Source organism: Ornithinibacillus halotolerans (genome assembly GCF_014637405.1).
Taxonomy (GTDB): domain Bacteria; phylum Bacillota; class Bacilli; order Bacillales; family Amphibacillaceae; genus Ornithinibacillus; species Ornithinibacillus halotolerans.
Genome location: NZ_BMEY01000007.1, coordinates 181433 through 202049 on the forward strand (window position 1 = coordinate 181433; position 20617 = coordinate 202049).

The 20617-nt window shown below is 34.4% G+C and carries 21 protein-coding genes; 13 read left to right on the forward strand and 8 right to left on the reverse strand.

The genetic code is table 11. The features are described from left to right. Positions 1-6 precede the first annotated feature (6 nt). Entirely contained in the window at positions 7-699 is a 693-nt protein-coding gene (locus IEV35_RS09000) for a Crp/Fnr family transcriptional regulator (RefSeq protein WP_188384339.1), read from the reverse strand. A 154-nt stretch (positions 700-853) separates the two neighbouring features. Between IEV35_RS09000 and IEV35_RS09005 the strand changes: the two genes are divergently transcribed. The 9 genes from IEV35_RS09005 (at position 854) to IEV35_RS09050 (ending at position 9119) form a co-directional block, all read left to right on the forward strand. After that, positions 854-1093 (forward strand): DUF2249 domain-containing protein, encoded by a 240-nt coding sequence (locus IEV35_RS09005; protein ID WP_188384340.1) that lies wholly within the window; start codon positions 854-856, stop codon positions 1091-1093. Between the two features lie 135 nt (positions 1094-1228). Beyond that, a complete protein-coding gene (locus IEV35_RS09010; RefSeq protein ID WP_188384341.1) occupies positions 1229-1597 on the forward strand; it encodes a cupredoxin domain-containing protein in 369 nt (122 codons plus the stop codon). A gap of 222 nt (positions 1598-1819) precedes the next feature. Further along, the gene (locus tag IEV35_RS09015; protein WP_188384342.1) at positions 1820-2839 is read left to right on the forward strand and encodes a multicopper oxidase domain-containing protein; all 1020 of its coding nucleotides are present in this window, start codon (positions 1820-1822) and stop codon (positions 2837-2839) included. 776 nt (positions 2840-3615) lie between these two features. Beyond that, entirely contained in the window at positions 3616-4641 is a 1026-nt protein-coding gene (locus IEV35_RS09020) for a nuclease-related domain-containing protein (protein WP_188384343.1), read from the forward strand. An 860-nt stretch (positions 4642-5501) separates the two neighbouring features. After that, on the forward strand, positions 5502-5657 hold the full coding sequence (locus IEV35_RS09030) for a hypothetical protein (RefSeq protein WP_188384345.1): 156 nt from the start codon (positions 5502-5504) through the stop codon (positions 5655-5657). 15 nt (positions 5658-5672) lie between these two features. Further along, positions 5673-6140 carry a cytochrome c oxidase subunit II gene (locus IEV35_RS09035; RefSeq protein ID WP_188384346.1) on the forward strand — a complete coding sequence of 156 codons (468 nt, stop codon included), beginning with the start codon at positions 5673-5675 and terminating at the stop codon, positions 6138-6140. Positions 6141-6157: 17 nt separating this feature from the next. Beyond that, positions 6158-7831: a cbb3-type cytochrome c oxidase subunit I gene (locus tag IEV35_RS09040; protein WP_188384347.1), complete on the forward strand. Its 1674-nt coding sequence runs from the start codon at positions 6158-6160 to the stop codon at positions 7829-7831. 78 nt (positions 7832-7909) lie between these two features. Further along, entirely contained in the window at positions 7910-8545 is a 636-nt protein-coding gene (locus IEV35_RS09045) for an SCO family protein (protein WP_188384348.1), read from the forward strand. 1 nt (position 8546) lies between these two features. Next, on the forward strand, positions 8547-9119 hold the full coding sequence (locus IEV35_RS09050) for a hypothetical protein (RefSeq protein WP_188384349.1): 573 nt from the start codon (positions 8547-8549) through the stop codon (positions 9117-9119). A 97-nt stretch (positions 9120-9216) separates the two neighbouring features. Here IEV35_RS09050 and IEV35_RS09055 read toward each other — a convergent pair whose 3' ends face one another. From IEV35_RS09055 to IEV35_RS09075, 5 genes are all read right to left on the reverse strand, one after another. Next, on the reverse strand, positions 9217-9927 hold the full coding sequence (locus IEV35_RS09055; protein WP_188384350.1) for a hypothetical protein: 711 nt from the start codon (positions 9925-9927) through the stop codon (positions 9217-9219). A gap of 29 nt (positions 9928-9956) precedes the next feature. Then, entirely contained in the window at positions 9957-10847 is an 891-nt protein-coding gene (locus IEV35_RS09060; protein WP_188384351.1) for an ABC transporter ATP-binding protein, read from the reverse strand. A 36-nt stretch (positions 10848-10883) separates the two neighbouring features. Further along, positions 10884-12044, reverse strand: coding sequence for an ABC-2 transporter permease family protein (locus IEV35_RS09065; protein WP_188384352.1), 1161 nt, complete (start codon positions 12042-12044; stop codon positions 10884-10886). 51 nt (positions 12045-12095) lie between these two features. Next, complete coding sequence (locus IEV35_RS09070; RefSeq protein ID WP_188384353.1) at positions 12096-13328, reverse strand: hypothetical protein; 1233 nt, start codon at positions 13326-13328, stop codon at positions 12096-12098. A 333-nt stretch (positions 13329-13661) separates the two neighbouring features. Then, positions 13662-14387: a Crp/Fnr family transcriptional regulator gene (locus tag IEV35_RS09075; RefSeq protein ID WP_188384354.1), complete on the reverse strand. Its 726-nt coding sequence runs from the start codon at positions 14385-14387 to the stop codon at positions 13662-13664. A 389-nt stretch (positions 14388-14776) separates the two neighbouring features. Here IEV35_RS09075 and IEV35_RS09080 point away from each other — a divergent pair, with 389 nt between their 5' ends. The 4 genes from IEV35_RS09080 (at position 14777) to IEV35_RS09095 (ending at position 17423) form a co-directional block, all read left to right on the forward strand. Next, positions 14777-15070, forward strand: a complete 294-nt coding sequence (locus IEV35_RS09080) for a HesB/YadR/YfhF family protein (protein WP_188384355.1) — start codon at positions 14777-14779, stop codon at positions 15068-15070. A gap of 65 nt (positions 15071-15135) precedes the next feature. Next, on the forward strand, positions 15136-15309 hold the full coding sequence (locus IEV35_RS09085) for a hypothetical protein (protein ID WP_188384356.1): 174 nt from the start codon (positions 15136-15138) through the stop codon (positions 15307-15309). A 184-nt stretch (positions 15310-15493) separates the two neighbouring features. After that, the gene (locus tag IEV35_RS09090) at positions 15494-16663 is read left to right on the forward strand and encodes a hydroxymethylglutaryl-CoA synthase (RefSeq protein ID WP_188384357.1); all 1170 of its coding nucleotides are present in this window, start codon (positions 15494-15496) and stop codon (positions 16661-16663) included. A 103-nt stretch (positions 16664-16766) separates the two neighbouring features. After that, the gene (locus tag IEV35_RS09095) at positions 16767-17423 is read left to right on the forward strand and encodes a reverse transcriptase-like protein (protein ID WP_188384358.1); all 657 of its coding nucleotides are present in this window, start codon (positions 16767-16769) and stop codon (positions 17421-17423) included. Between the two features lie 137 nt (positions 17424-17560). Here the strand turns inward: IEV35_RS09095 and helD are convergent, their stop codons facing one another. After that, positions 17561-19840, reverse strand: coding sequence for an RNA polymerase recycling motor HelD (helD, locus tag IEV35_RS09100; protein ID WP_188384359.1), 2280 nt, complete (start codon positions 19838-19840; stop codon positions 17561-17563). 118 nt (positions 19841-19958) lie between these two features. After that, the gene (locus IEV35_RS09105; protein WP_188384360.1) at positions 19959-20360 is read right to left on the reverse strand and encodes an SLAP domain-containing protein; all 402 of its coding nucleotides are present in this window, start codon (positions 20358-20360) and stop codon (positions 19959-19961) included. Positions 20361-20617: the final 257 nt, after the last annotated feature.

A 20617-nucleotide genomic window follows, 5' to 3' on the forward strand; every position in this document is an offset into this window, starting at 1 on the left:
TAATCCTTAAATTAATTCATCTTGTAATGCTTCCATATCAATAAGTAGGTAACCACTATCATTTGAACTAACTAAATTTTTCTTTTTCAGCTGTGTTAATGTTCGACTAACCGTTTCACGGCTTGAACCAATCATATTAGCTAATTCTCGATTCGTAAGTTGTAATGTAATCTTTGTTAACTTCTCATCATGTTCTTTCCCATTATTTTTTGCTAAACGTAATAGTAATAAAATTACTTGTTCATATGTATTGTGAAGCATTTTTTCTTCTAAGCGGTTTTGTAAATCTACAATTTTATCACCAAGTACTTTAAAAAGTTTCACACAAATTTCTGGATGATTAATTAAGAAGTTTTCAAATAGATTAATTGGGATGTAAATAAGATTGGAATCTTCCATAACTTCTGCATGTGCAGGATAATTATCTTTTCTAAAAAAACCTTGGTGTGGGAACATCTCACCGGGTCCTAACACATTGATAATTTGTTCCTTTCCATGGATATCTGTCCGATAAATTTTAATTTTACCTTTCTGTATAAAATAAACACTTGTTAATGGATCGCCATGCATAAATAAATGTGTCCCCTGAAAGAATAGTCTATGTTTTGCTAATTCCACGATGGGAATCATTTCTTCTTCCGTTAAATCTTTAAATAATGTAAACCGTTGTAAAAGTTCTCGTATTGCCTTCGGTGTCATGAAATCATCCCTTCTAATTTCTCTCTTCCAATAATACTATCATACCCGAAATATGTGCGTGATGAAAATCATAGGCAAGAAGTGAACAATCTCACTAAATAATTGTTTAATAAGAACTATGATGAAATTGAACTAAATAATAGGAGGTAAAACAATGAGTGATATTCAATTTGCAACAAAGTTACATGCACCAGATATAGAACCAAGAATACGTCATCCAAGAATCTTTGAAGTATTTAATGAACTAAAGTCCGGTGAATTTATGGAATTGACAAATGACCATGATCCAAAACCACTTCATTATCAATTTATGATGGAAAGAGATGGAGAATTTACATGGGAGTATTTAGAGAATGGACCTACATTGTGGAGAGTAGCCATCGGTAAAAAATAGTATCAAAGGGGACAGTTCCCAATTGTGACATAATCGTGAATCACCTATGTATGTGTGATGTACATCACACTTGATTCATTCATTCCATATTACGATAAAGATGTAAGAAAAATAGATTTCTAGGAGGAAATTATGATGAAAAAAGGATTACTTACAGGATTATTATTCTCTTTGATTTTAGTATTAGCAGCTTGTGGAGGAGATGACACAGCTTCAAACGATACATCCTCAGACGCGGGTTCAGATGCAGATGTAAATATCATAGCAACAAACTTTGATTTTGATAAAGATGAATATGTAGTAACAGCAGGAGAAGAAGTTACTGTTGCTCTAACAAATGAAGCAGGTCATCACGGAATTGCCATTGAAGGCTTAGATGTAAGTATTGAAGGTGAAGGAACAGCAACATTTACACCAACAGAACCTGGTGAATATAAAATCTACTGCAGCATTATGTGCGGTGAAGGTCATGGCGATATGATCGCAACATTAGTTGTACAATAATCAATACTATGATGCAAAAAAACCCTTAGTAATCATTAACGGACTAAGGGTTTTTTTATGTCTTCCAATGTTGTTCATATTTTTATAGTTATATGTGATATATATCACATGTAAAATTCATATTCGCTTATATAATAAAGATGAAGATAAGATAATAAGTTCATCACTTCACATAAAGCTAACGAGATTATCTTATCTATTAAAAACACTGAGGTGAACGATATGAAAAAAATTAAGTATGGTTTACTTGTAGGCTTAAGTGTTCCTGTTCTACTTCTAGCAGCATGTGGCACACAACAAGGGAAAATAGAAGAAGTACATGTAGTAGATAAGAATAATGAATCTGTTAGCGCTCAAGTGTTTGCTCCTCATGAAGAGATCAATCAAGAACCTGTACCATTAGAAATGGATCGTGACGGAACAGACGTTTATGTGAAAATGACATCTCAAATTACTGATATTGAATTAGATGATGGATATATGTATAAAGCATGGACATTTAATGGTGAGGCTCCTGGTCCAGTAGTCGTAGTAAATGAAGGAGATACGATTCATTTTACTTTAGATAATATGGACCCAGCCGTCCCACATAGTATGGATTTTCATGCCGTTCATACAGCACCAGATAAAGGCTTTGCCAATGTAATGCCTAATGAAGAAGGAACATTCGTTTACCAAGCTTCAAGCCCTGGAGTATTTATGTATCACTGTGGTACTGACCCAGTGTTAACTCATATTGCAAACGGGATGCATGGTGTCATCATTGTGAAACCAACAGATGGTTATCCAACTGATGATGAAGTCGATAAAGAATTCGTTATCATCCAAAATGAATGGTATAAATATAATGACTTAGATGATATGACACATAATGATCCTTCTCAAGTAGTATTTTCTGCAAAAGCTCTTGAAAAAGGTCAAGTAAATACAAATGGTACTGTCGGTGCTTTAATTGACACACCACTTGAAGCAAAAGTAGGCGATAAAATACGTTTCTATCTCAATAATGTTGGTCCGAATGAAGTAAGTAGCTTTCACGTCATTGGTACAATTTTAGAAGATGTATATATTGATGGTCACCCACATAACCACCTAAAAGGTATGCAAACAGTTGGGCTACCAGCTAGTGGGGGAGCAGTAGTAGAATTCGTCGTTAAGGAACCAGGCACTTACAAATTTGTCACTCACCAATTTGACCACGTAGAAAAAGGTGCGGTTGGTAAGATAATTGTAACTGAATAACGAATATAATAAAACCAGGTATCCCGGTCTTGGGGTATCTGGTTTTATTGTGTTGGTAGGTAAGGGTGAATATTGAACGCGGCAAGGAGAGAGATGGCTTAAAGGGCACATAGTGCGATGGGAAGGTGAGATAGTATGGCTTAAAGGGCACATAGTGCGATGGGAAGGTAAGATAGTATGGATTTATGGGCACATAGTGCGATGGTAAGGTAAGATAGTATGGATTTATGGGCACATAGTGCGATGGTAAGGTGAGATAGTATGGCTATAAGGGCACATAGTTCGATGGTAAGGTAAGATAGTATGGCTTAAAGGGCACATAGTGCGATGGTAAGGTAAGATAGTATGGATTTATGGGCACATAGTGCGATGGGAAGGTGAGATAGTATGGCTATAAGGGCACATAGTTCGATGGTAAGGTAAGATAGTATGGCTTAAAGGGCACATAAGTAAAGGATAAGTTAAGATAGTATGGTTATAAGGGTACATAGTTCGATGGGAAGGTGAGATTGTTTGACTTTATGGGCACATAGTTTAATTGTAAGGTAAGATAGTTTGATTTAAAGGTCACATAGTTCGATAGGAAGGTAAGATAGTATGGTTATAAGGGTACATAATTTAAATATGTGGTTAGCACATGATTATCAATTTGCTAGCAACATAGGGATTAGCAGTATTTTAGTATAATTCAAAATGATATTTTGTGTAAAATAAGAAGGATTTTGTAAATAATTGTAGAAATAATATAGGGATAATTTCTTAAGGAGTGATACTTATTGAAAAAAATAATGATTTATCGAACTAAGCCCTATACGGTGCTTTGTTACGAAGCTCTATTTAGGTGGTTGCTTCCTAAATTCCGCGAAAACAAAACCCTAATAGAGGAATATGCCAGTCACCGTGCTGGTTATTACGGAGAAAAAAGTGCCGATTATTTTATCACTAGTTATCCTCATAGTCACGCCTACATTTTCCAAGGACTCCGCCTTAAAAATGGTTCCATCAACTTCCAGATTGATAACCTAATTTTAACTCCTATGGTTATATTCATTATCGAAATTAAAAATTTAAAAGGTGAACTTCAGTATAATCCTCGTACAAAACAGCTAATCCAAATTGACGGAGAAGAGCGAAGAAGCCAAAAAAATCCAATTTTACAGGCTGATAACCAAAAAAGACAATTTATATTATGGTTACAACAGAATGGATTTCCCTCAATTCCAATAGAGACCATTGGAGTGTCCACTAATCCTTCATCAATTCTTACGTATTTAGACGAAGACAAGGAAGCAAAGTTTATTCAATTAGAAACTTTACCAACTACATTTGATAATTTATATACTAAGTTTACTAGAAGCATATACAATCAAACGGTAATCCGAAAATTAAATAAAAAGTTAGTTCAAGAAAATAACCCACTGAAGCCAGATTTAATTAATCAATTTCGTATTAAAGAGCAACATTTGGCTAAAGGTATAGTTTGTTCGAAATGTGGCCATTTTCCCCTTATATACAAAAAGAGAAAAAGATGGGAATGTGGGAAATGTGGAGATGTTGATCCAACAGCCCATGAACAAAAGATTTATGATTATTTTTTGCTTTTTGAACCAACTATTACTAATCGGGTTTGTCGTGAAATACTTCAAATTAACTCTCCAAAGATTGCACGTCGCATCCTAAACTCCATGAACTTAGAATACTCCGGTAACAATAGAGCTAGGAAATACCACGCCCCACCACTAGAGAAGTACCCACAGAATTCAAAAATACCAGGAGGAAATCGTTCCATCTTTGGTGATTAATATTTCTTATTTTGTACGGTTTTTTAGGTTTATGTTCTGTAACAATTGAGCATAAACCTTTTATATTACAAATATGAAAATATAGTCAGACATCTATACTCCCTAACAAAGATTATATCTCTCATATGAAAGTCGCATATCGCTCACGCAAGGTTACAAACTCTCGCTCGAAGGTCACATACCGCTCACGCAAGGTCAGAAACTCTCTCTCGAAGGTCGCATACCGCCCACGCAAGGTCACAAACTCCACCCCTAAGGTCGCATATCGCTCACGTAAGGTCACAAACTCCAACCCTAAGGTCGCATACCGCCCACGCAAGGTCACAAACTCTCTCTCGAAGGTCGCATACCGCTCACGCAAGGTCACAAACTCTCTCTCGAAGGTCGCATATCGCTCACGTAAGGTCAGAAACTCTCTCTCGAAGGTCGCATATCGCTCACGTAAGGTCACAAACTTTCTCTCGTAGGTCGTATATCGCTCACGCAAGGTCAGAAACTCTCACTCGAAGGTCGCATATCGCTCACGTAAGGTCACAAACTTTCTCTCGAAGGTCGCATATCGCTCACGCAAGGTTACAAACTCCAACCCTAAGGTCGCATACCGCCCACGCAAGGTCACAAACTCCACCCCGAAGGTCACATACCGCTCACGCAAGGTCAGAAACTCTCTCCCTAAGGTCGCATACCGCTCACACAAGGTCACAAACTCTCGCTCGAAGGTCACATCCCTCTTCCAGTTCACAATTTTGTCATCTGAAGCGGAAAATGAGGTGAAAATCACAGGTGTAGTGTGATTTATTTCACACTTAAGAGTCTCTTTTCAAAATAAAATAAAGGTGAAGATAAAGGAGGGATTGATAATGGCAGTCAATAAAGAAATAAAAGTAAATGAACATGAAAACTTGCAAGAAGATCACTCTTATAAAGGGGCATTAGCTTCCTCATTAATTTTTGTAGGTGGAGGAATCGTATTATTTATTGCATTACTACTAACTTTATATATGGTACGAATTTAAAAAGGAGGTAATAATATGAAGTTTAATCGTGCTGAGGAAATTTGGCTGATAGTCGGCGTAGGTATTTTAGTGCTTTCCATGGTAATCACTGGTTATCAAGGATTTGCAAAATCAATGGGGCCTCCAAGTGGTATGGAAACCCTAGATCCTGAAAAAGTAGATGAACATGAATTATTTAGCGAACCTGGTGTTTATCAAGTTGGAGAAAATAAATATGAAGTAGTTATGACTTTGTCTGCTTTCCAATTTACTCCAAATAACATTGAAATACCTGTTGGAGCTGAAGTTGAGTTTATTATGACATCAAAAGACGTAATTCACGGTTTCCAAGTAGCCGGTACAAACTTAAACGCCATGGTCACACCTGGTTATATTCAACGAATTTCAAAAACATTTGATGAGGCAGGAGAATTCTTAGTCTTATGTAATGAATATTGTGGTATCGGTCACCAAATCATGGGTACGACGATTACCGTTAAATAGGAAAGGAGGAGAAGATTATGGCTTTAGCAGAAACGAAATTAGGAGAAAAAGTTAACAAAGCTTTAGGAGTTAATCCTCAAGATGCAAAACTTACAAAAACATATTTGTCTCTAGCATTTATCGTATTACTTATCGGAGGAACATTAGGACTTTTACAAGGTTTAAATAGAGCTGGATTATTTAATTTACCTTCTTGGTTTGGTTATTATCAAACGCTTACTGCTCATGGTATTTTAATGATTCTAGTATTCACAACATTATTTATGATTGGTTACTTTTATGCAGCTATATCACATGTACTTGGTGGATTAATACCAATTACAAGAAAACTTGGCTGGATCGCATTTGGTTCAGCGGTATTCGGAACAGTACTTGTAGCAGCAACGATTATTGCAGGTGATGCATCTGTAATGTTCACATTCTACCCACCAATGCAAGCTTCACCATGGTTCTACATTGGATTGGTATTCCTAGTAGTTGGAATTTGGTTAGCAGCATTTGGGGTATTTATTAATGCATGGAATTGGAAGAAAAAGCATAAAGGTGAACATCTTCCATTATTAGCATACTTTGCAGTTGGAGCATTCCTACTTTTATTCAGTGCAAGTATATTAGTAACAGTTGAAGTATTAACACTTATCCCTTGGGCATTTGGTTGGACGGAAACAGTTAATGTAATGGTATCAAGAACTCTATTCTGGGGATTCGGTCACACATTAGTTAACGTATGGTACTTTACAGCAGTATCAGCATGGTATGTAGCAGTACCTAAACTAATTGGTGGTAAAGGATTTAGTGATTCTCTAACTAGATTAGTTGTTATCTTACTAGTTATTCTGAACATTCCTGGTGGATTCCATCACCAAATTATTGACCCGGCAATTACAGAAGGTTGGAAATTTGCACACGTATTCATGAGTTTATCTATCGCATTCCCTTCTTTAATGACAGCATTCGCTATGTTTGCAGTATTTGAGAAAGTTGGCCGTAAAAACGGTGGAAAAGGATTACTCGGTTGGTTCAAGAAATTACCTTGGGGTGATGTACGATTCTTAGCACCATTTATCGCGATGGCAGCATTCATTCCTGGTGGAGCAGGTGGTATCGCTCAAACAAACCACCACTTAAACCAAGTAGTTCACAACTCATTATGGGTGACAGGACACTTCCACTTTACATTAGGTTTAACAGTTGCATTAACATTCTTTGGAATCGTTTATTGGTTAGTACCACATCTATCTGGACGTGTATTGACACCTAAAATGAATAAAATCGGTATTATTCAAACAGTAATGTGGACAGTAGGAATGATCTTCATGGCTGGTGCCATGCACTGGGTAGGTTTACTTGGGTCACCAAGAAGAACATCTTACTCCACGTATGGCGATAACGCAACAGCACTAGGCTGGGAGCCTTACTTATTCTTCCTAGCAATCGGTGGAACATTACTAATGATAGCCGTAATCTTAATGGTATACATTGTCTTCCATCTAATGTTCAAAGCACCTAAAGGGAATACAGAGTTCCCAGTTGCAGAAACAGACGGAACGAAGAATACTCCGAAATGGACACAAAATTGGGGCATCGTAGTTGCTATGTTAATTATCATCTTAGCAATGGGTTATGTAATGCCACTAACAGAAATGATATTTAATGGACCTCCAGGATCACCAGGATTTAGAACATGGTAATTTGAAAAATAAGGGATAGTCTTATTATCTAGGCTATCTCTTTCCTTTTCAAAATATCAACTGTAGGATGTGAAAATAATGAAAAAACCTCAGAAGCAAACAATAGCAATTCTTATCGTCTTTCTATTTGGATTTGTCCTGTTTTTTATTGGTACAGATGGGTTTAAAGCCTACACTGCTGAGACAGCAAGACTACTACAATTGGAGAAGGAAAGACCAGAATTTCCTCAAGTTACTTTAGAAGATAGTAAAGGAAGGAATTACACTTTTAATGAATTTGCTGGAAAATATGTCATGCTAACTTTTGTTTATACGGAATGTACCGACGTATGTCCTCAACTTGAAATGAATCTTGCTGAAGTATATAACCAAATACCGAAAGAATATATCGGAACAGATATTGTATTTTTAAGTATTAGTTTTGACCCTGATCGTGACGATATCGAAGCATTACAAAAATATAGTCATTTCTTTAATAGTGATGAAGAAACTTGGCGAATGACTAGAATTGAAGATAAGCAAGAATTGCAGAATTTGCTAGATGCATTTGGTGTAATTGTAATACCAGATAATTCAGGAGGATTTACACATAATTCCGCATTTTACTTAGTTGATCCAGAAGGGAAATTGGTTGAAGTGATGGACTATACAAAAACGAAAGAAGCAGCAACGAAGGTTCACACAATTTTAACTGGGGAAGGGGAGGGAATGTAGTATGAGACAAGTAAAATATGGGCTTTTATTATATTTATTTTTAATGCTCCCTCCAGTTATTCATGTGTCAGAATCGATTATGGTCATTCATATGCATATGCAAATGCCTCTTTTAGTTATAGTCGGTATATTAATTACTCCATTTCTAAAATCTCGTTTTCCTAACTTTTTCTCAACTTGGAATAAAAATGGAATTCCAGGTATGTTATTATTTTTAATTATCGTTATCTATTGGATGATTCCTAGAACAATGGATGAAGCCATAACGGTGACTGAGATAGAAATCTTTAAATTTATTAGTTTACCGTTTTTAGCTGGTGTCCCACTTAGAGATAGTTGGAATAAACTTACCAAGCGAGGAAAAAACATAATCCTTACTTGCTTATCCGTTATATATGTAATAGTGGGAGGACTATATGTTTTCTCCCCTGCACAGTTATGCAACAACTATCTAGTAGCCGAGCAAAAAGCACTTGGTTGGACATCTGTATTTACTGCTCTTGGAATTATTGTCTTTTTAATTCAATCTTTATTTATACATGAAGATGAATTCGAGGAAGCAGATACTGTATAATACCACTCTTGAAAAATACCGATGAATTCATAAGTTAACTTAACAAAAAAGCTAGATACCACAAGTATCTAGCTTAATATTTATTTATATCTATCTATTATTTCGGTTCAAATGTCAGATTATTAATACTTGCGACTCTTATTTTTTGACCATCTTTTAATTCAACATTTATTGGTGATTCTTTGCTAGTATTTAAGATTTCGAACAGTCTAGGTTCTTTTCCTTTTTCAAAAATCATTAATTCTGCTAATTCAGTGCCATATGAATAGTCTTCATTAGGGTAAACGGAATAGTTACCTGCTTCAATGTCTAATCCAACTTCCCAAATTCCAGTTGTTAAATCAGTGGATAGTTGAGTGCTTGCTGGTTGAATAATTGCTTCTTCGATCCCATCAAAATGGATTGTGTGTGATTCATTTACATCAACTGTCACACTACCCACTCCATAATAGGAATCAAAAATTTCTTGAAGGAGTTCATTACCATCTTCATCGTAAATTACAACTCTTCCAGCAGAAGGAGTACCATCGGAGCTTGGGGCCGTGAAGATGTTATATCTTCCTTCTGGTAGAGTAATATCTTCACCAGTCCCTTCGATAGGACCTACAATTAACTCTTCCGCTTCGGTATTGCTTCGATCTATAGATTTATAGATGGTATCACTAACATTGCCAATAATTTGATCTCGCTCGGAACCGATTATTTCATTATTTTCTTTGTAAGCTAATACTTTTTCTGAAGGTTGCTCTGAACAACCCATTACTATAAATAAACTAGCGATGCAAATTAATAAAAGAATTCGCTTCATTTATTTTCCTCCTAATATTCTGCACAAAATCAATCTTCATGGTAATATCTTTCATAAAATTCCGGTGTGCCGAGTGGACCAATTGTTAGTTCCTTGTCTTTGTATTCAGATAGCTTTTCTATCCATTCCTTCTTTTCTTCCATTGACAATCCAGTGACTGGGATACAACAGAGTCTTTTTCCGATATACAAATGGTTCTCTGGTAATGCATATTGTAATTTCTCGTATTGTTCTTCTGTTACTTGTATTTTGATGAATTCCTCGTCTGTTTCATTTAGCCGTTGCTCATGAACAATGCCGCCATCTCTTAAGTAAATGACACGATCGGCATATAGATCAAGGTTTGCCAATAAGTGAGAGGCAATAAAAATTAACTTACCTTCTTGTTTCATTTTCATAAGCCGATTAGATATAAGCGATACATTTGCTACATCTAATCCGTTCATTACTTCATCCATTAGCATAATTGGTGTATCGGCTGCAGCAATCATAGCAAAACACAAACGTTGACGCATACCGAGAGAGTACGTTTTAACTTTCTTTTTTACATATCCTTCCATATGCAATTCTTCATATATTTCTTTTACTTGTTTCGAAGAACCTTTCCACATATTGGCATATAGTTTCATATGGTCAACACCAGATAATTCTTCAAATAAGTCTCCCTGATCAGGAAGAGTGACTAATTGTTTGTGAATGGATAATTCTTTTCTTTCTGTCTTATATTGAAGATTCCCGTTAAAAGTAACATTTCCTTTATTAGGTTTAAGGTAATTAGCAATCACGTTAAATAAGGTTGTTTTCCCTGTACCGTTTGGTGCTACTAGCCCTATAATTTCCCCACTATTTGCAGAAAAAGATAGGTTTTCTAATACGACTTTATCTTTATATTTAACAGAGATATTCTCTAACTTAAGCATCATTATCCCCCGTTTCTAAATTTAATGTATTTTATTTTAGAATGCTTTCTCTAATGGCATATCTTTTGGAACTCGATGATAAACTAATTTATTTATAGTAAAAATAGTTCCGAGAATGACAATGGTGATGATTCCTAAAGTAGCCATAGCATTCCAATAATCAATACTGCTATTACCTAATTCTGTTGCTAAATCACCGGATAGAACTTTAGTTAAATCGATATATTTAATTGGATGTAAAAATGTAGCTTTCAGACCTGCTGCTGATGCGATATCTGGGAGTAAAAAGATCCCAAGCCCAATAAGAATATTAGCAAAAGCATTTCGGAAAAGCATATTAAATAGAACTGACAAACTTAATATTAAAACTATTATTAAAGCTAATCCTAGAAACATGTACAGTAAATATTCAGATGTCGATACAGCTATAAAGTTCTCATTTTTATAAACTAGTATTGGAAAAGAAAATTCGTTTGCATCTAATTTGTTAGCTACGTAGATTACACCGAATAGAAAACCAAATACTAGGAAAATGTAAAGTTGGATAAAATGTACAGCAATTTTACTAGTTACTTTTTTCATAAATGAGATTGGAAACCCTTTTAATACGGAATGATGTTTTCGCTCATAAACGAGTAATTCGTTTCCGCTTATTAAAACAATAACGAGTAATAGGAGTCCAGTAAACATTCCGAGAACATTGGTAAGATGCTGGTTCGTTGCAAAGGAATCAGATTCAATAGGTAGATCGTTTTCTTTAATATAACGCAACATTGCGTCTTCTTTTAGAATCTCTTCCCTCGGAATAATTAAATGATCCGGTATACCTCTATTACCTAAATCATCAACGATTAGCCGGAGCCGGTTAATCTCAAGTCCATTATCCACATACTGTTCACTATCGTTTCCATTTCCAATGTACCACCGTTGCATTCCGACTAGGGATGCGATTTCTGTGTAATAATCATAAACTTCTGCAACTTCAGGAATATCGTGACGGGTTAAGTCCAAGTATTCAAACGCAGCGTAAGCCATTCCCCATTCTCCACTTTTTTGATCGTGTAGAGTAGGAGGGGTAATCTGTTGATAATACATAAAATATAAAACGAAAAAGAGTAATAGGAACACACCAATAAACCAATTTTTTCTATTTTTTAACAACAACTTTGATTCAAAAGACGTATACTTCCAGAACATATTCATTTTCCTTTCTAAACGAGCATTAAAATTACGGTAGGCATAAATTACTTATGCAGCCTTACTGAAATAACGTCGTTTATTAATAAGTCGTGACCCAATAAAGATAGAAACCTCTAATGCTAAAACAGTACATAGTAAAACAATTATTCCTTGTCCATACGTAATAGACTCAAGGTGGAGTAGGTAATATTTTTCACCGGATACAATTCGTCCAAAATCGAAATATGTCATCGGTATATTACTAATGTCTATACCGAATAATTCAGTTTTTGTCCTAGAATAATAGATTCGCTCTGAAAACAAGATAATTGTACTTACCATTAGGACAATCCAGGAGTTTTTAAATAGTAAGCTAATTAGAGCATTTAATCGAATAAATAAATAAACAAGTATAGGTACTATTCCTGCAATTAATAAGAAAAACTTAGCCATAGAGATGGTATCGTATTCACTGAATCGATAACCCCAATAATCATCTGGTTGAGTACTAGGTACAGTGATCGGTACAGCGAGATTAAAGGAACCGAAGCCGTGTTGAATAGAGATAATTATCGTAGCTAAAAGTAATAAACCAATTAGTACGATTAATGTGTAGATAAATGTGGTAAAAGTTTTAACATTAATTAGACGGTACCAACTAATAGGGATTCCTTGTAATACTGTTCGGTGTTGTCTATCTTTAGAGAGCATGTCACTGCTAAAATAGATGGCACAGAATAACACCATGAATGCCGTTGTTCCAAGGAGGAAATTACTAATTGTTTGTAATGCTGTTTTTTGTTCAATCATGTCGTATGTAATTGGTATGCCAACTTCTTGATAGTTTTCATATTTAAGTGATCTTATGCTATCATCACGACCTTGATCTAACATAGGATATGGTGCATTCCCAATCATACCCCAGTCCCTCATTATTGCCATTTGTTGAAAACCATACCCTTTTAATCGAAACTGTAAAAAACGATCAAAGTCTTTATCTTCAAATGCTTGAACCATTCTTGATTGTATTTTTACGTTGTACACATTGTCTGCAAATGGTGCATATCCAGCCATCCTGTTGAATCCAGTTCCGCCTCTTAAAATCATTCCATCTTGAACTGCTTTAAGATCAACGATTTCATTTTTCATTATTTCTGGGTCAAAGGAATCTGGAGTTTCTTTCGTAGGTAGTACTAGCAAACAGTAAGTTAAAATCAGACTTATTAGAGCGATGAGAAATAAAATATTTTTTCTGCTTGTTACCATCATTTTAAATTCATGAATAAACATCGATTTAACCATTTTGATTACCCCATTTTATTTATATATCTTTAATTTTTATATATTGTTCAAAATTATATAAAAATTATTTGTTTTTAGTATAAACTTCCAGTCGATTTTTGTAAACCATAACTGAGGGAGGACGATAGATTAAGAGGAAAGGGAGCGGTTAGTAAATCAAAAAAGCTAGAAACAAACAAAACATATAGTCTCTAGCTAAGCATTTAACGACAGCCTCATAAAATTCTATTGCTTTAGTGAATGAAATTGGAAGTGACGATTATCACAGTATTATTGAAAACTAACCGTTAAAATAAAATAGAGACTAACAAGTAGTCTCTATTGTTGGTTGTTTTAGTTAATATTACAAATTTCAATTGGACATCCTTCACAGCCAATTTCTGTTTTTAAGTAATCTAAATCTTTAATAAAAATTCTTCCCGTTTTATCGATAGTTATGACATCGATTTTGCGAAGGTGAACAAGCATTCTATTAATACTTTCTCTCGTTGCAGCACAGAAGTTTGCCAGTTCTTGATTTGTAAGAGAGACATTGATTAATGTGCCATCATCTTGTTCTAAACCATAACTATTTGCAAGACGAATTAAGGTAGAGTATAATGCACCTTTCTTTCCGTTTAATAATAGGTCTCTAATCTTTGATTGGAATTTACGCATTTGTGTACTTGACCAACGCATATATTCAAATGTTAAATTTCCATTGGAAAGTAATGCATCTTCTAGTTGATCCTTTTGAACGACTTGAATCTCAGCATCAGTTAAAGCTTTTCCGCTTAGTAAATATTTAGGATCATCACTAAATAAAGATAATTCACCGACTATATCGTCACGATTACAAATACGTAAGATTAGTTCTTTTCCATCGGCAGTTAGTTTTGACACTTGTACAAGTCCAGTGTTAACGATATAAATTTCATTTGCTTCTAAACCTTCGTGAAAAATAAAAGCATTTTTCATTACCTTTTTAGTTGTACTAATAGAATCTAATAGTTCTCTTAATTCATTAGATATAGAAATATTAGCGCTATTGTTAGCACCTAACATAAGACTAGAAAGCATTGTATTCAACCCCTTATAAAAGAGTGATTAGTTTAATCTATCTATAGTTTACCATTAAAAGTAGGGATACTTTTGTCCTAGTCTTTACGATATTGTGAAAAATGTATAAACTTTATATTATAAATTATTTTATTGTAAATATACAACGATAATAAACTTAATAAAATATTGCGAATATTTAAATTTAAATACCTTTTTGATCAAATCGTATGTATCTTGAACCTTTTAACGTGAGTATAGGCTTCATAATAATTGTTGAGAAACGACGAGTATATATATTTGTGTCAAATTTCGATAAAAAGTGGGTTTATTATGTCGTTTTCTCCGCTATTTTACGTAATCTATTATAGAATAGGGTATAGATAATAATAAAAAAATGAGGTGCACCAATGGGTTTACAAATAACTAGTGATGCAGTGAAGTGGTTCAAAGATGAAATGGGATTAGAGAATGGGGATTATGTTCAATTTTTCTTAAAAATTTATGGAGGTATAAAAACGGATCATCCTAACTTTTTCTTGGGGATTTCTGTAGGTCTTCATGGGGATATAGGTGAAGAACAAGAAGTGGATGGTATTACATTTTATTTTAATAAAAATGATGCTTGGTTTTTGGACGAATATAATATGAAAGTCGTCATGGGGGAGGAAGAGGTAGAGTATCAATTTACTGAAAAAAACTAATCAAATAAGATGTGTTTTCGTGGACATAATAATCCTTGAACATGTTATGATGAGGAGGGCAAATTATGTCTGAAGAAAATAAAAATAGAAATCGTGATACAGGGCGTCAGAAAAATTACGGGATTAAGTATAATACGGAACCTGAACGAAACGGAAAACATGATGAAGAATTTGCTAGTGATAGTGAATTTCTAAACATTAATGGAAAAAAGAATAAACGAAAAAGAGATAATGGGTAAGTGTAAGGTTCTGCAAAACAATAATTAAATGTTACTCCGTTCTGAAAATTTATTATTAATTTACAGAACGGAGAAAGATACTTCAATTGTTAAACCAGTACCATACATAATTTTAATTCTGTTTGTGTGATTATTCACATGTAGTTATAATAGGAGATAGAATTACTCAGGAGGAGAAATCAGCATGAAAATAGGAATAGATAAAATAGGATTTTATTCACCACATGTGTATGTGGATATGGAGAAGTTAGCGGAGGCAAGAGGTGTTGAACCTGCGAAGTTTACAATTGGAATTGGACAAAGCCAAATGGCCATTGCACCAATTACTCAGGATTCCGTGACATTAGCTGCTAATGCAGCTCTTCAGATAATTGACGAAGAAGATAGAGAAAAAATTGACTTTGTCATTTTTTGTTCTGAATCTGGAATCGACCATTCGAAATCAGGAGGAGTATATGTTCATCAATTACTTGGCTTGAATCCTCATGCACGTGCCGTTGAATTAAAGCAAGCTTGTTACGCAGCGACAGCTGGTATTCAAATGGCAAAAGGACATATTGCGCTAAATCCTGAAAGTAAAGTTCTTGTACTTGGAACAGACATTGCAAGATATGGATTAAATACACCTGGGGAATCAACTCAAGGTGCAGGTGCAGTAGCGATGATTATTAGTGCTAATCCACATGTTATGGAATTAGAACAACATAATGTTTATTTAACAAATGATATTATGGATTTTTGGAGACCAATCTATTCGGACAAGGCATTTGTGGATGGGAAGTTCTCAAATGAGCAATATATATTATTCTTTAATAAAGTGTGGGAAGTATATAAAGAAAAATCTGGTCTAGAATTAAAAGACATGGAAGCAATTTGTTATCATCTCCCATATACAAAAATGGGATTAAAAGCTTTACGCACTGTATTGGATGAAGCGTCGGAAGAAGTGCAGGAACGATTACTAAAGAATTACCAAACAAGTACAATCTATAACCGTAATGTTGGTAATATTTATACGGGTTCTTTATATTTAAGCTTATTATCCTTACTTGAAAATGCTGATTTAGAAGATGGTTCACGAATCGGGATGTTTAGTTATGGTTCTGGTGCTGTAGGAGAATTCTTTACTGGGGTGCTTCAGCTGAATTATAGAGATTATTTAATCAAAGAATCTCATCAACAGTTATTTAATAAGAGGGAAGAAGTAACTGTTGAAAAATACGAAGAAATCTTCGAGGATGTTCTACCTGCAGATGGTTCAGATATTGAATTAGATATATCGAAGGATCCTGCTACAATCTGTTTAAGTGGTGTAGTTGATAACAAACGTCAATATGTAAATAAAAATCGTTAAAAAATAATAGTGTTTTGGGGATGCAAATCATAAAATGGTTCGTATCCCTTTTTTACAATTAAAAGGAAATTACCTTTAAACGAATAGGAGTACTGATAGTGGTATGATACTAAAAATGGAGATAATATATAAAACGCCAAAGGGAACTGAAGTTACTTTTCACTCTGATGAGATGACCCCAGAAAAAGCATTACTACTAGTAGAAGATTTACAGAAAACTGGTCGAGTAAAAAATATAACTTTATATGATCAACATGATACTACTTGGACTGTAAAAGAGTTGAAGAAGTATGTTCAAAGTTTAGAGGAAGAGCCACACAATATAGTCGTATTCTTTGATGGGGGATTTGACATTAGCTCTAGTAATTCTGGCTTAGGATGTGTCATCTATTACGAAAAAGGCAAGAAACAATATCGAATACGGAAAAATGCATTGGTGGAGGAATTAAACACAAATGGTGAAGCGGAATATGCATCATTACATCTAGCGGTTAATGAATTAGAAACTATCGGTATTCACCATATGCCTGTTACATTTACAGGTGATTCACAAGGTGTTATTAATCAATTAAATGATGAGTGGCCATGCTATGAAGAAGAATTACTTCGTTGGATTGAAAGAATTGAGGCAAAGGTAGAGCAATTGGGTATTACTCCTGAATATAAGTTAATACCCCGGAAGAAAAACCGGGAAGCAGACCATCTAGCAACACAAGCATTGAGTGGAGTGGAGATTTATAGTAATAGTGAGTTGGAATAACGAATCAATCTATATTTTTATGAAATAAAAAACCGCTTGGAAAGAAATTAGGTTTCTATCAAGCGGTTTTTTGATGTGATTTAAATGGAATCCTAACTTAACTTATATTGATAAGAAATGATAAATATCCAAAAATGTTAATTCAAGGCTTCTTGTAAAAACGAACATGGATTATTTGTCGTTAGTATCGTTAATGAATGCATGGCACGAGTACAGGCAGTATAAAAAAGAGTGCGATCAGACTCTTGGTTATAATGTTCTAGTGAGCCATCAGGAATAATGACTGCGTCAAATTCAATACCTTTTGCCAGGTAGACTGGTAAAACAACAATCCCTTTATCAAATGCATACGTTTCTTCTGTAATTTGTTTAATAGCAACTTTATCTTTGAGCATATCAAAAATATCGTTACTTTCTTTCAATGTTTTACATAGAATAGCGATTGTTTCAAATTGTTTATCCTTAAATCTGGCTATAGAATTTATTATTTCTTCGGTCTGCTTGGAAATGGATTCTAAAAAAATAACATTCGGTGGATCTCCATCTCGCTCAAATGGTTCGATTATTTCACCGCCTGGAGCAAATTTCTTCGTGAACTCAACTATTTGTTTTGTGGAACGATAACTTTTTGTAAGAACAATTCTCTCGAAACTTTCATCGAAAAAGTTAGGAACTAATGGATTTTCTGTAGAGGCATAAGAGAAAATAGCTTGGTTTATATCTCCGACTAATGTCATTCTAGCATATGGAAACACTTCTTGAATATATGCGAATTGAAAAGCAGAGTAATCCTGTGCTTCATCAATAAATAAATGACGTACTCCACGATGTTCTTTGTCTCCGATAATTTTTCCTCTAAAGTAGCGATATGCTGTAGCATCTTCCCATGTTAAAAACTTATTCGTTAAATAGTCAATGGAAAGTTCGCAAATAGTATCCCATTCATCTGATACGGTAGACGGTTCCCAATCTATAAAAAGTTGTCTATAGGTAGCGAGTGTATGAACAAATGCAAATTGTTTAATTTGCTTACGAATTGGAGCAAAGTATCTTTTAATCACTTGAGTACGTAATACATCTTCTTCGATACTAAAGTCTTCTTCATCTACACGTTGATTCTCATAATATGCTTGTAGATATTCTTCTTTTTCTAGTAATTCCGCTTGTTCAAGTACCCATTCTTTAGGTTTTTCTCTATCCTGTATGACCCGAAGCTCTTTAAGAAGCCATTTAGAAACTAGTTCAATTCGATTGGGTATACTGATGTTATTTTCAAGTGAATAAAAATATTTTGATATACTCTCTTTAGAAATAAGAATTTCATTTCGAAAAGTAATATTTCTAAATTGAATGCCACTTATGAGTAAAGAGGAAAGATAGTCATCTAAAATTGATTTGAAATCAATGCTGGATTTTAAGTTCATATTTTGTTGTCTAGATGCTAGTAACTGTTCATCTTTACAAGTTAACGTAAACTCCATTTGTTCAAAAGGGGATTCAATTGCAATATCCTTTTCAATTCCTTCTTTTAAGAAATCGAGATAAGTAGTTTGACTTATATTTGCTTCGCCGAGTTCTGGTAGTACATTTGATATATAGCTAGAGAATAAAGGGTTTGGAGAAAAAAGCAATAAGTTCTCTGAATTCAAATTCTCACGAAATCGGTAAAGTAAGTACGCGATACGTTGAAGCACAGCTGAAGTTTTGCCGCTTCCAGCGACACCTTGCACAACAAGTAATTTACTATGTTCATTGCGAATTATTTTATTTTGCTCTTTTTGTATTGTTGCAACAATACTTTTCATCGTAGTACTTGCGTTATTACCAAGGGCATCTTGTAACAGATTATCAACAATTGTTACACCCGTATCAAACATTCCTTTTATGTTACCTTGTCTAATAATAAACTGTCGCTTCAGTGTAATTTCTCCCGTAATTGTACCATCTATCGTTTGATAAGAAGCTTCACCGGGAGGGAAGTCGTAATAAAGACTTGAAATAGGTGCTCGCCAATCATATATTAGAAAGTCTTCTTCATGTTGGTCCATCAGTGATGCTATTCCGATATATATTTGCTCTTCTTCATTCCTTGGTCTTTCTTTAAAATCAATTCTTCCAAAGTAGGGGGAGTCCTTGAGTCGAGCTAATGTTTTTAGCTGTTTTCCAATTTTGCCATGTGATCGTTCCCGCTCAGCCAATAACTCAGCCTGCTGTTTTAAACTTGCTTGTGTTTCAATTACATCATCTGGTTCATCTAAGTTTACAGTTACATCGTCCCAGAAGTTTTTACGAAGATCAATAATACTTTCTTTCAGCCCCCCGGCTTTAGAGTAAAGCTTCTCTTCTATGATGTTGATTTCCTGAATGACCTCATCGACACGTTTTTGTTCCTCAACTATGTTTTTGTCGTGACTCATTAAATCAACCCCAATCTTTTATATATTTTGTGTTGACTAACCGAATTATAAGTGATATAATAAAATAGGAAGAAGTATATCATATCATTGATTATTCAGACAGTACCCTCTAACACTATCATATTTCTGATTTCCTTTCAATACTTTCTCTAAGAAATATATGGTCAATTTCTATTTTCTCCTCAAGATTATATGTCCCAATTGGAAAAATAAAAGTCCAAGGCATACTACTATTACTTTTCACAGTAAGATTATGCAATGTAAATATATGTTCTGCAACTAATGTATCGTTATGCCATAAGCATAGCTTTTTTTGTTTGTACATAATATCCTGATCAGTAGTATTATGGACTAAAACTAATACTAATAACTCATTTTTATAATTTCGATCCTTTCTTATTAATGTATATTGTACAGTGTCCTCCTCTAAAATAGTTTCTTCGAATTTCCTTTCCACTAATGCCTTATCCTTAGCTGAAATTTGTTTTTCCCATGCAGTTTGATAATTTAATGTATGCATAACGTATTCTCCTTTATTAATGAGGCTAGATATAAGTAGTGTAACATATTGGAGTTAAGGTCATACATTGTTGGTTATAGGTATAGAGTATTCTTCACTGCCATGCATGTTATAAAGCATGGCATTTTTTTTATGTCATTTGAAAACCCCTGGCTATGCCGGGGGTTCCGGAGAGCTTATAGCGTGGTATTAAAATTAAAAAGGCCTCTCTTCGTGATAAGATATAGTTGGTTTCCCGACCACTACATCAAATAAAC

Bases quoted from the DNA above. Each gene is read 5' to 3' on its own strand.
- IEV35_RS09000 (WP_188384339.1), bottom strand. From the start codon at position 699: ATGACACCGAAGGCAATACGAGAACTTTTACAACGGTTTACATTATTT.
- IEV35_RS09005 (WP_188384340.1), top strand. From the start codon at position 854: ATGAGTGATATTCAATTTGCAACAAAGTTACATGCACCAGATATAGAA.
- IEV35_RS09010 (WP_188384341.1), top strand. From the start codon at position 1,229: ATGAAAAAAGGATTACTTACAGGATTATTATTCTCTTTGATTTTAGTA.
- IEV35_RS09015 (WP_188384342.1), top strand. From the start codon at position 1,820: ATGAAAAAAATTAAGTATGGTTTACTTGTAGGCTTAAGTGTTCCTGTT.
- IEV35_RS09030 (WP_188384345.1), top strand. From the start codon at position 5,502: ATGGCAGTCAATAAAGAAATAAAAGTAAATGAACATGAAAACTTGCAA.
- IEV35_RS09035 (WP_188384346.1), top strand. From the start codon at position 5,673: ATGAAGTTTAATCGTGCTGAGGAAATTTGGCTGATAGTCGGCGTAGGT.
- IEV35_RS09040 (WP_188384347.1), top strand. From the start codon at position 6,158: ATGGCTTTAGCAGAAACGAAATTAGGAGAAAAAGTTAACAAAGCTTTA.
- IEV35_RS09045 (WP_188384348.1), top strand. From the start codon at position 7,910: ATGAAAAAACCTCAGAAGCAAACAATAGCAATTCTTATCGTCTTTCTA.
- IEV35_RS09050 (WP_188384349.1), top strand. From the start codon at position 8,547: ATGAGACAAGTAAAATATGGGCTTTTATTATATTTATTTTTAATGCTC.
- IEV35_RS09055 (WP_188384350.1), bottom strand. From the start codon at position 9,927: ATGAAGCGAATTCTTTTATTAATTTGCATCGCTAGTTTATTTATAGTA.
- IEV35_RS09060 (WP_188384351.1), bottom strand. From the start codon at position 10,847: ATGCTTAAGTTAGAGAATATCTCTGTTAAATATAAAGATAAAGTCGTA.
- IEV35_RS09065 (WP_188384352.1), bottom strand. From the start codon at position 12,044: ATGTTCTGGAAGTATACGTCTTTTGAATCAAAGTTGTTGTTAAAAAAT.
- IEV35_RS09070 (WP_188384353.1), bottom strand. From the start codon at position 13,328: ATGGTTAAATCGATGTTTATTCATGAATTTAAAATGATGGTAACAAGC.
- IEV35_RS09075 (WP_188384354.1), bottom strand. From the start codon at position 14,387: ATGCTTTCTAGTCTTATGTTAGGTGCTAACAATAGCGCTAATATTTCT.
- IEV35_RS09080 (WP_188384355.1), top strand. From the start codon at position 14,777: ATGGGTTTACAAATAACTAGTGATGCAGTGAAGTGGTTCAAAGATGAA.
- IEV35_RS09085 (WP_188384356.1), top strand. From the start codon at position 15,136: ATGTCTGAAGAAAATAAAAATAGAAATCGTGATACAGGGCGTCAGAAA.
- IEV35_RS09090 (WP_188384357.1), top strand. From the start codon at position 15,494: ATGAAAATAGGAATAGATAAAATAGGATTTTATTCACCACATGTGTAT.
- IEV35_RS09095 (WP_188384358.1), top strand. From the start codon at position 16,767: ATGATACTAAAAATGGAGATAATATATAAAACGCCAAAGGGAACTGAA.
- helD (WP_188384359.1), bottom strand. From the start codon at position 19,840: ATGAGTCACGACAAAAACATAGTTGAGGAACAAAAACGTGTCGATGAG.
- IEV35_RS09105 (WP_188384360.1), bottom strand. From the start codon at position 20,360: ATGCATACATTAAATTATCAAACTGCATGGGAAAAACAAATTTCAGCT.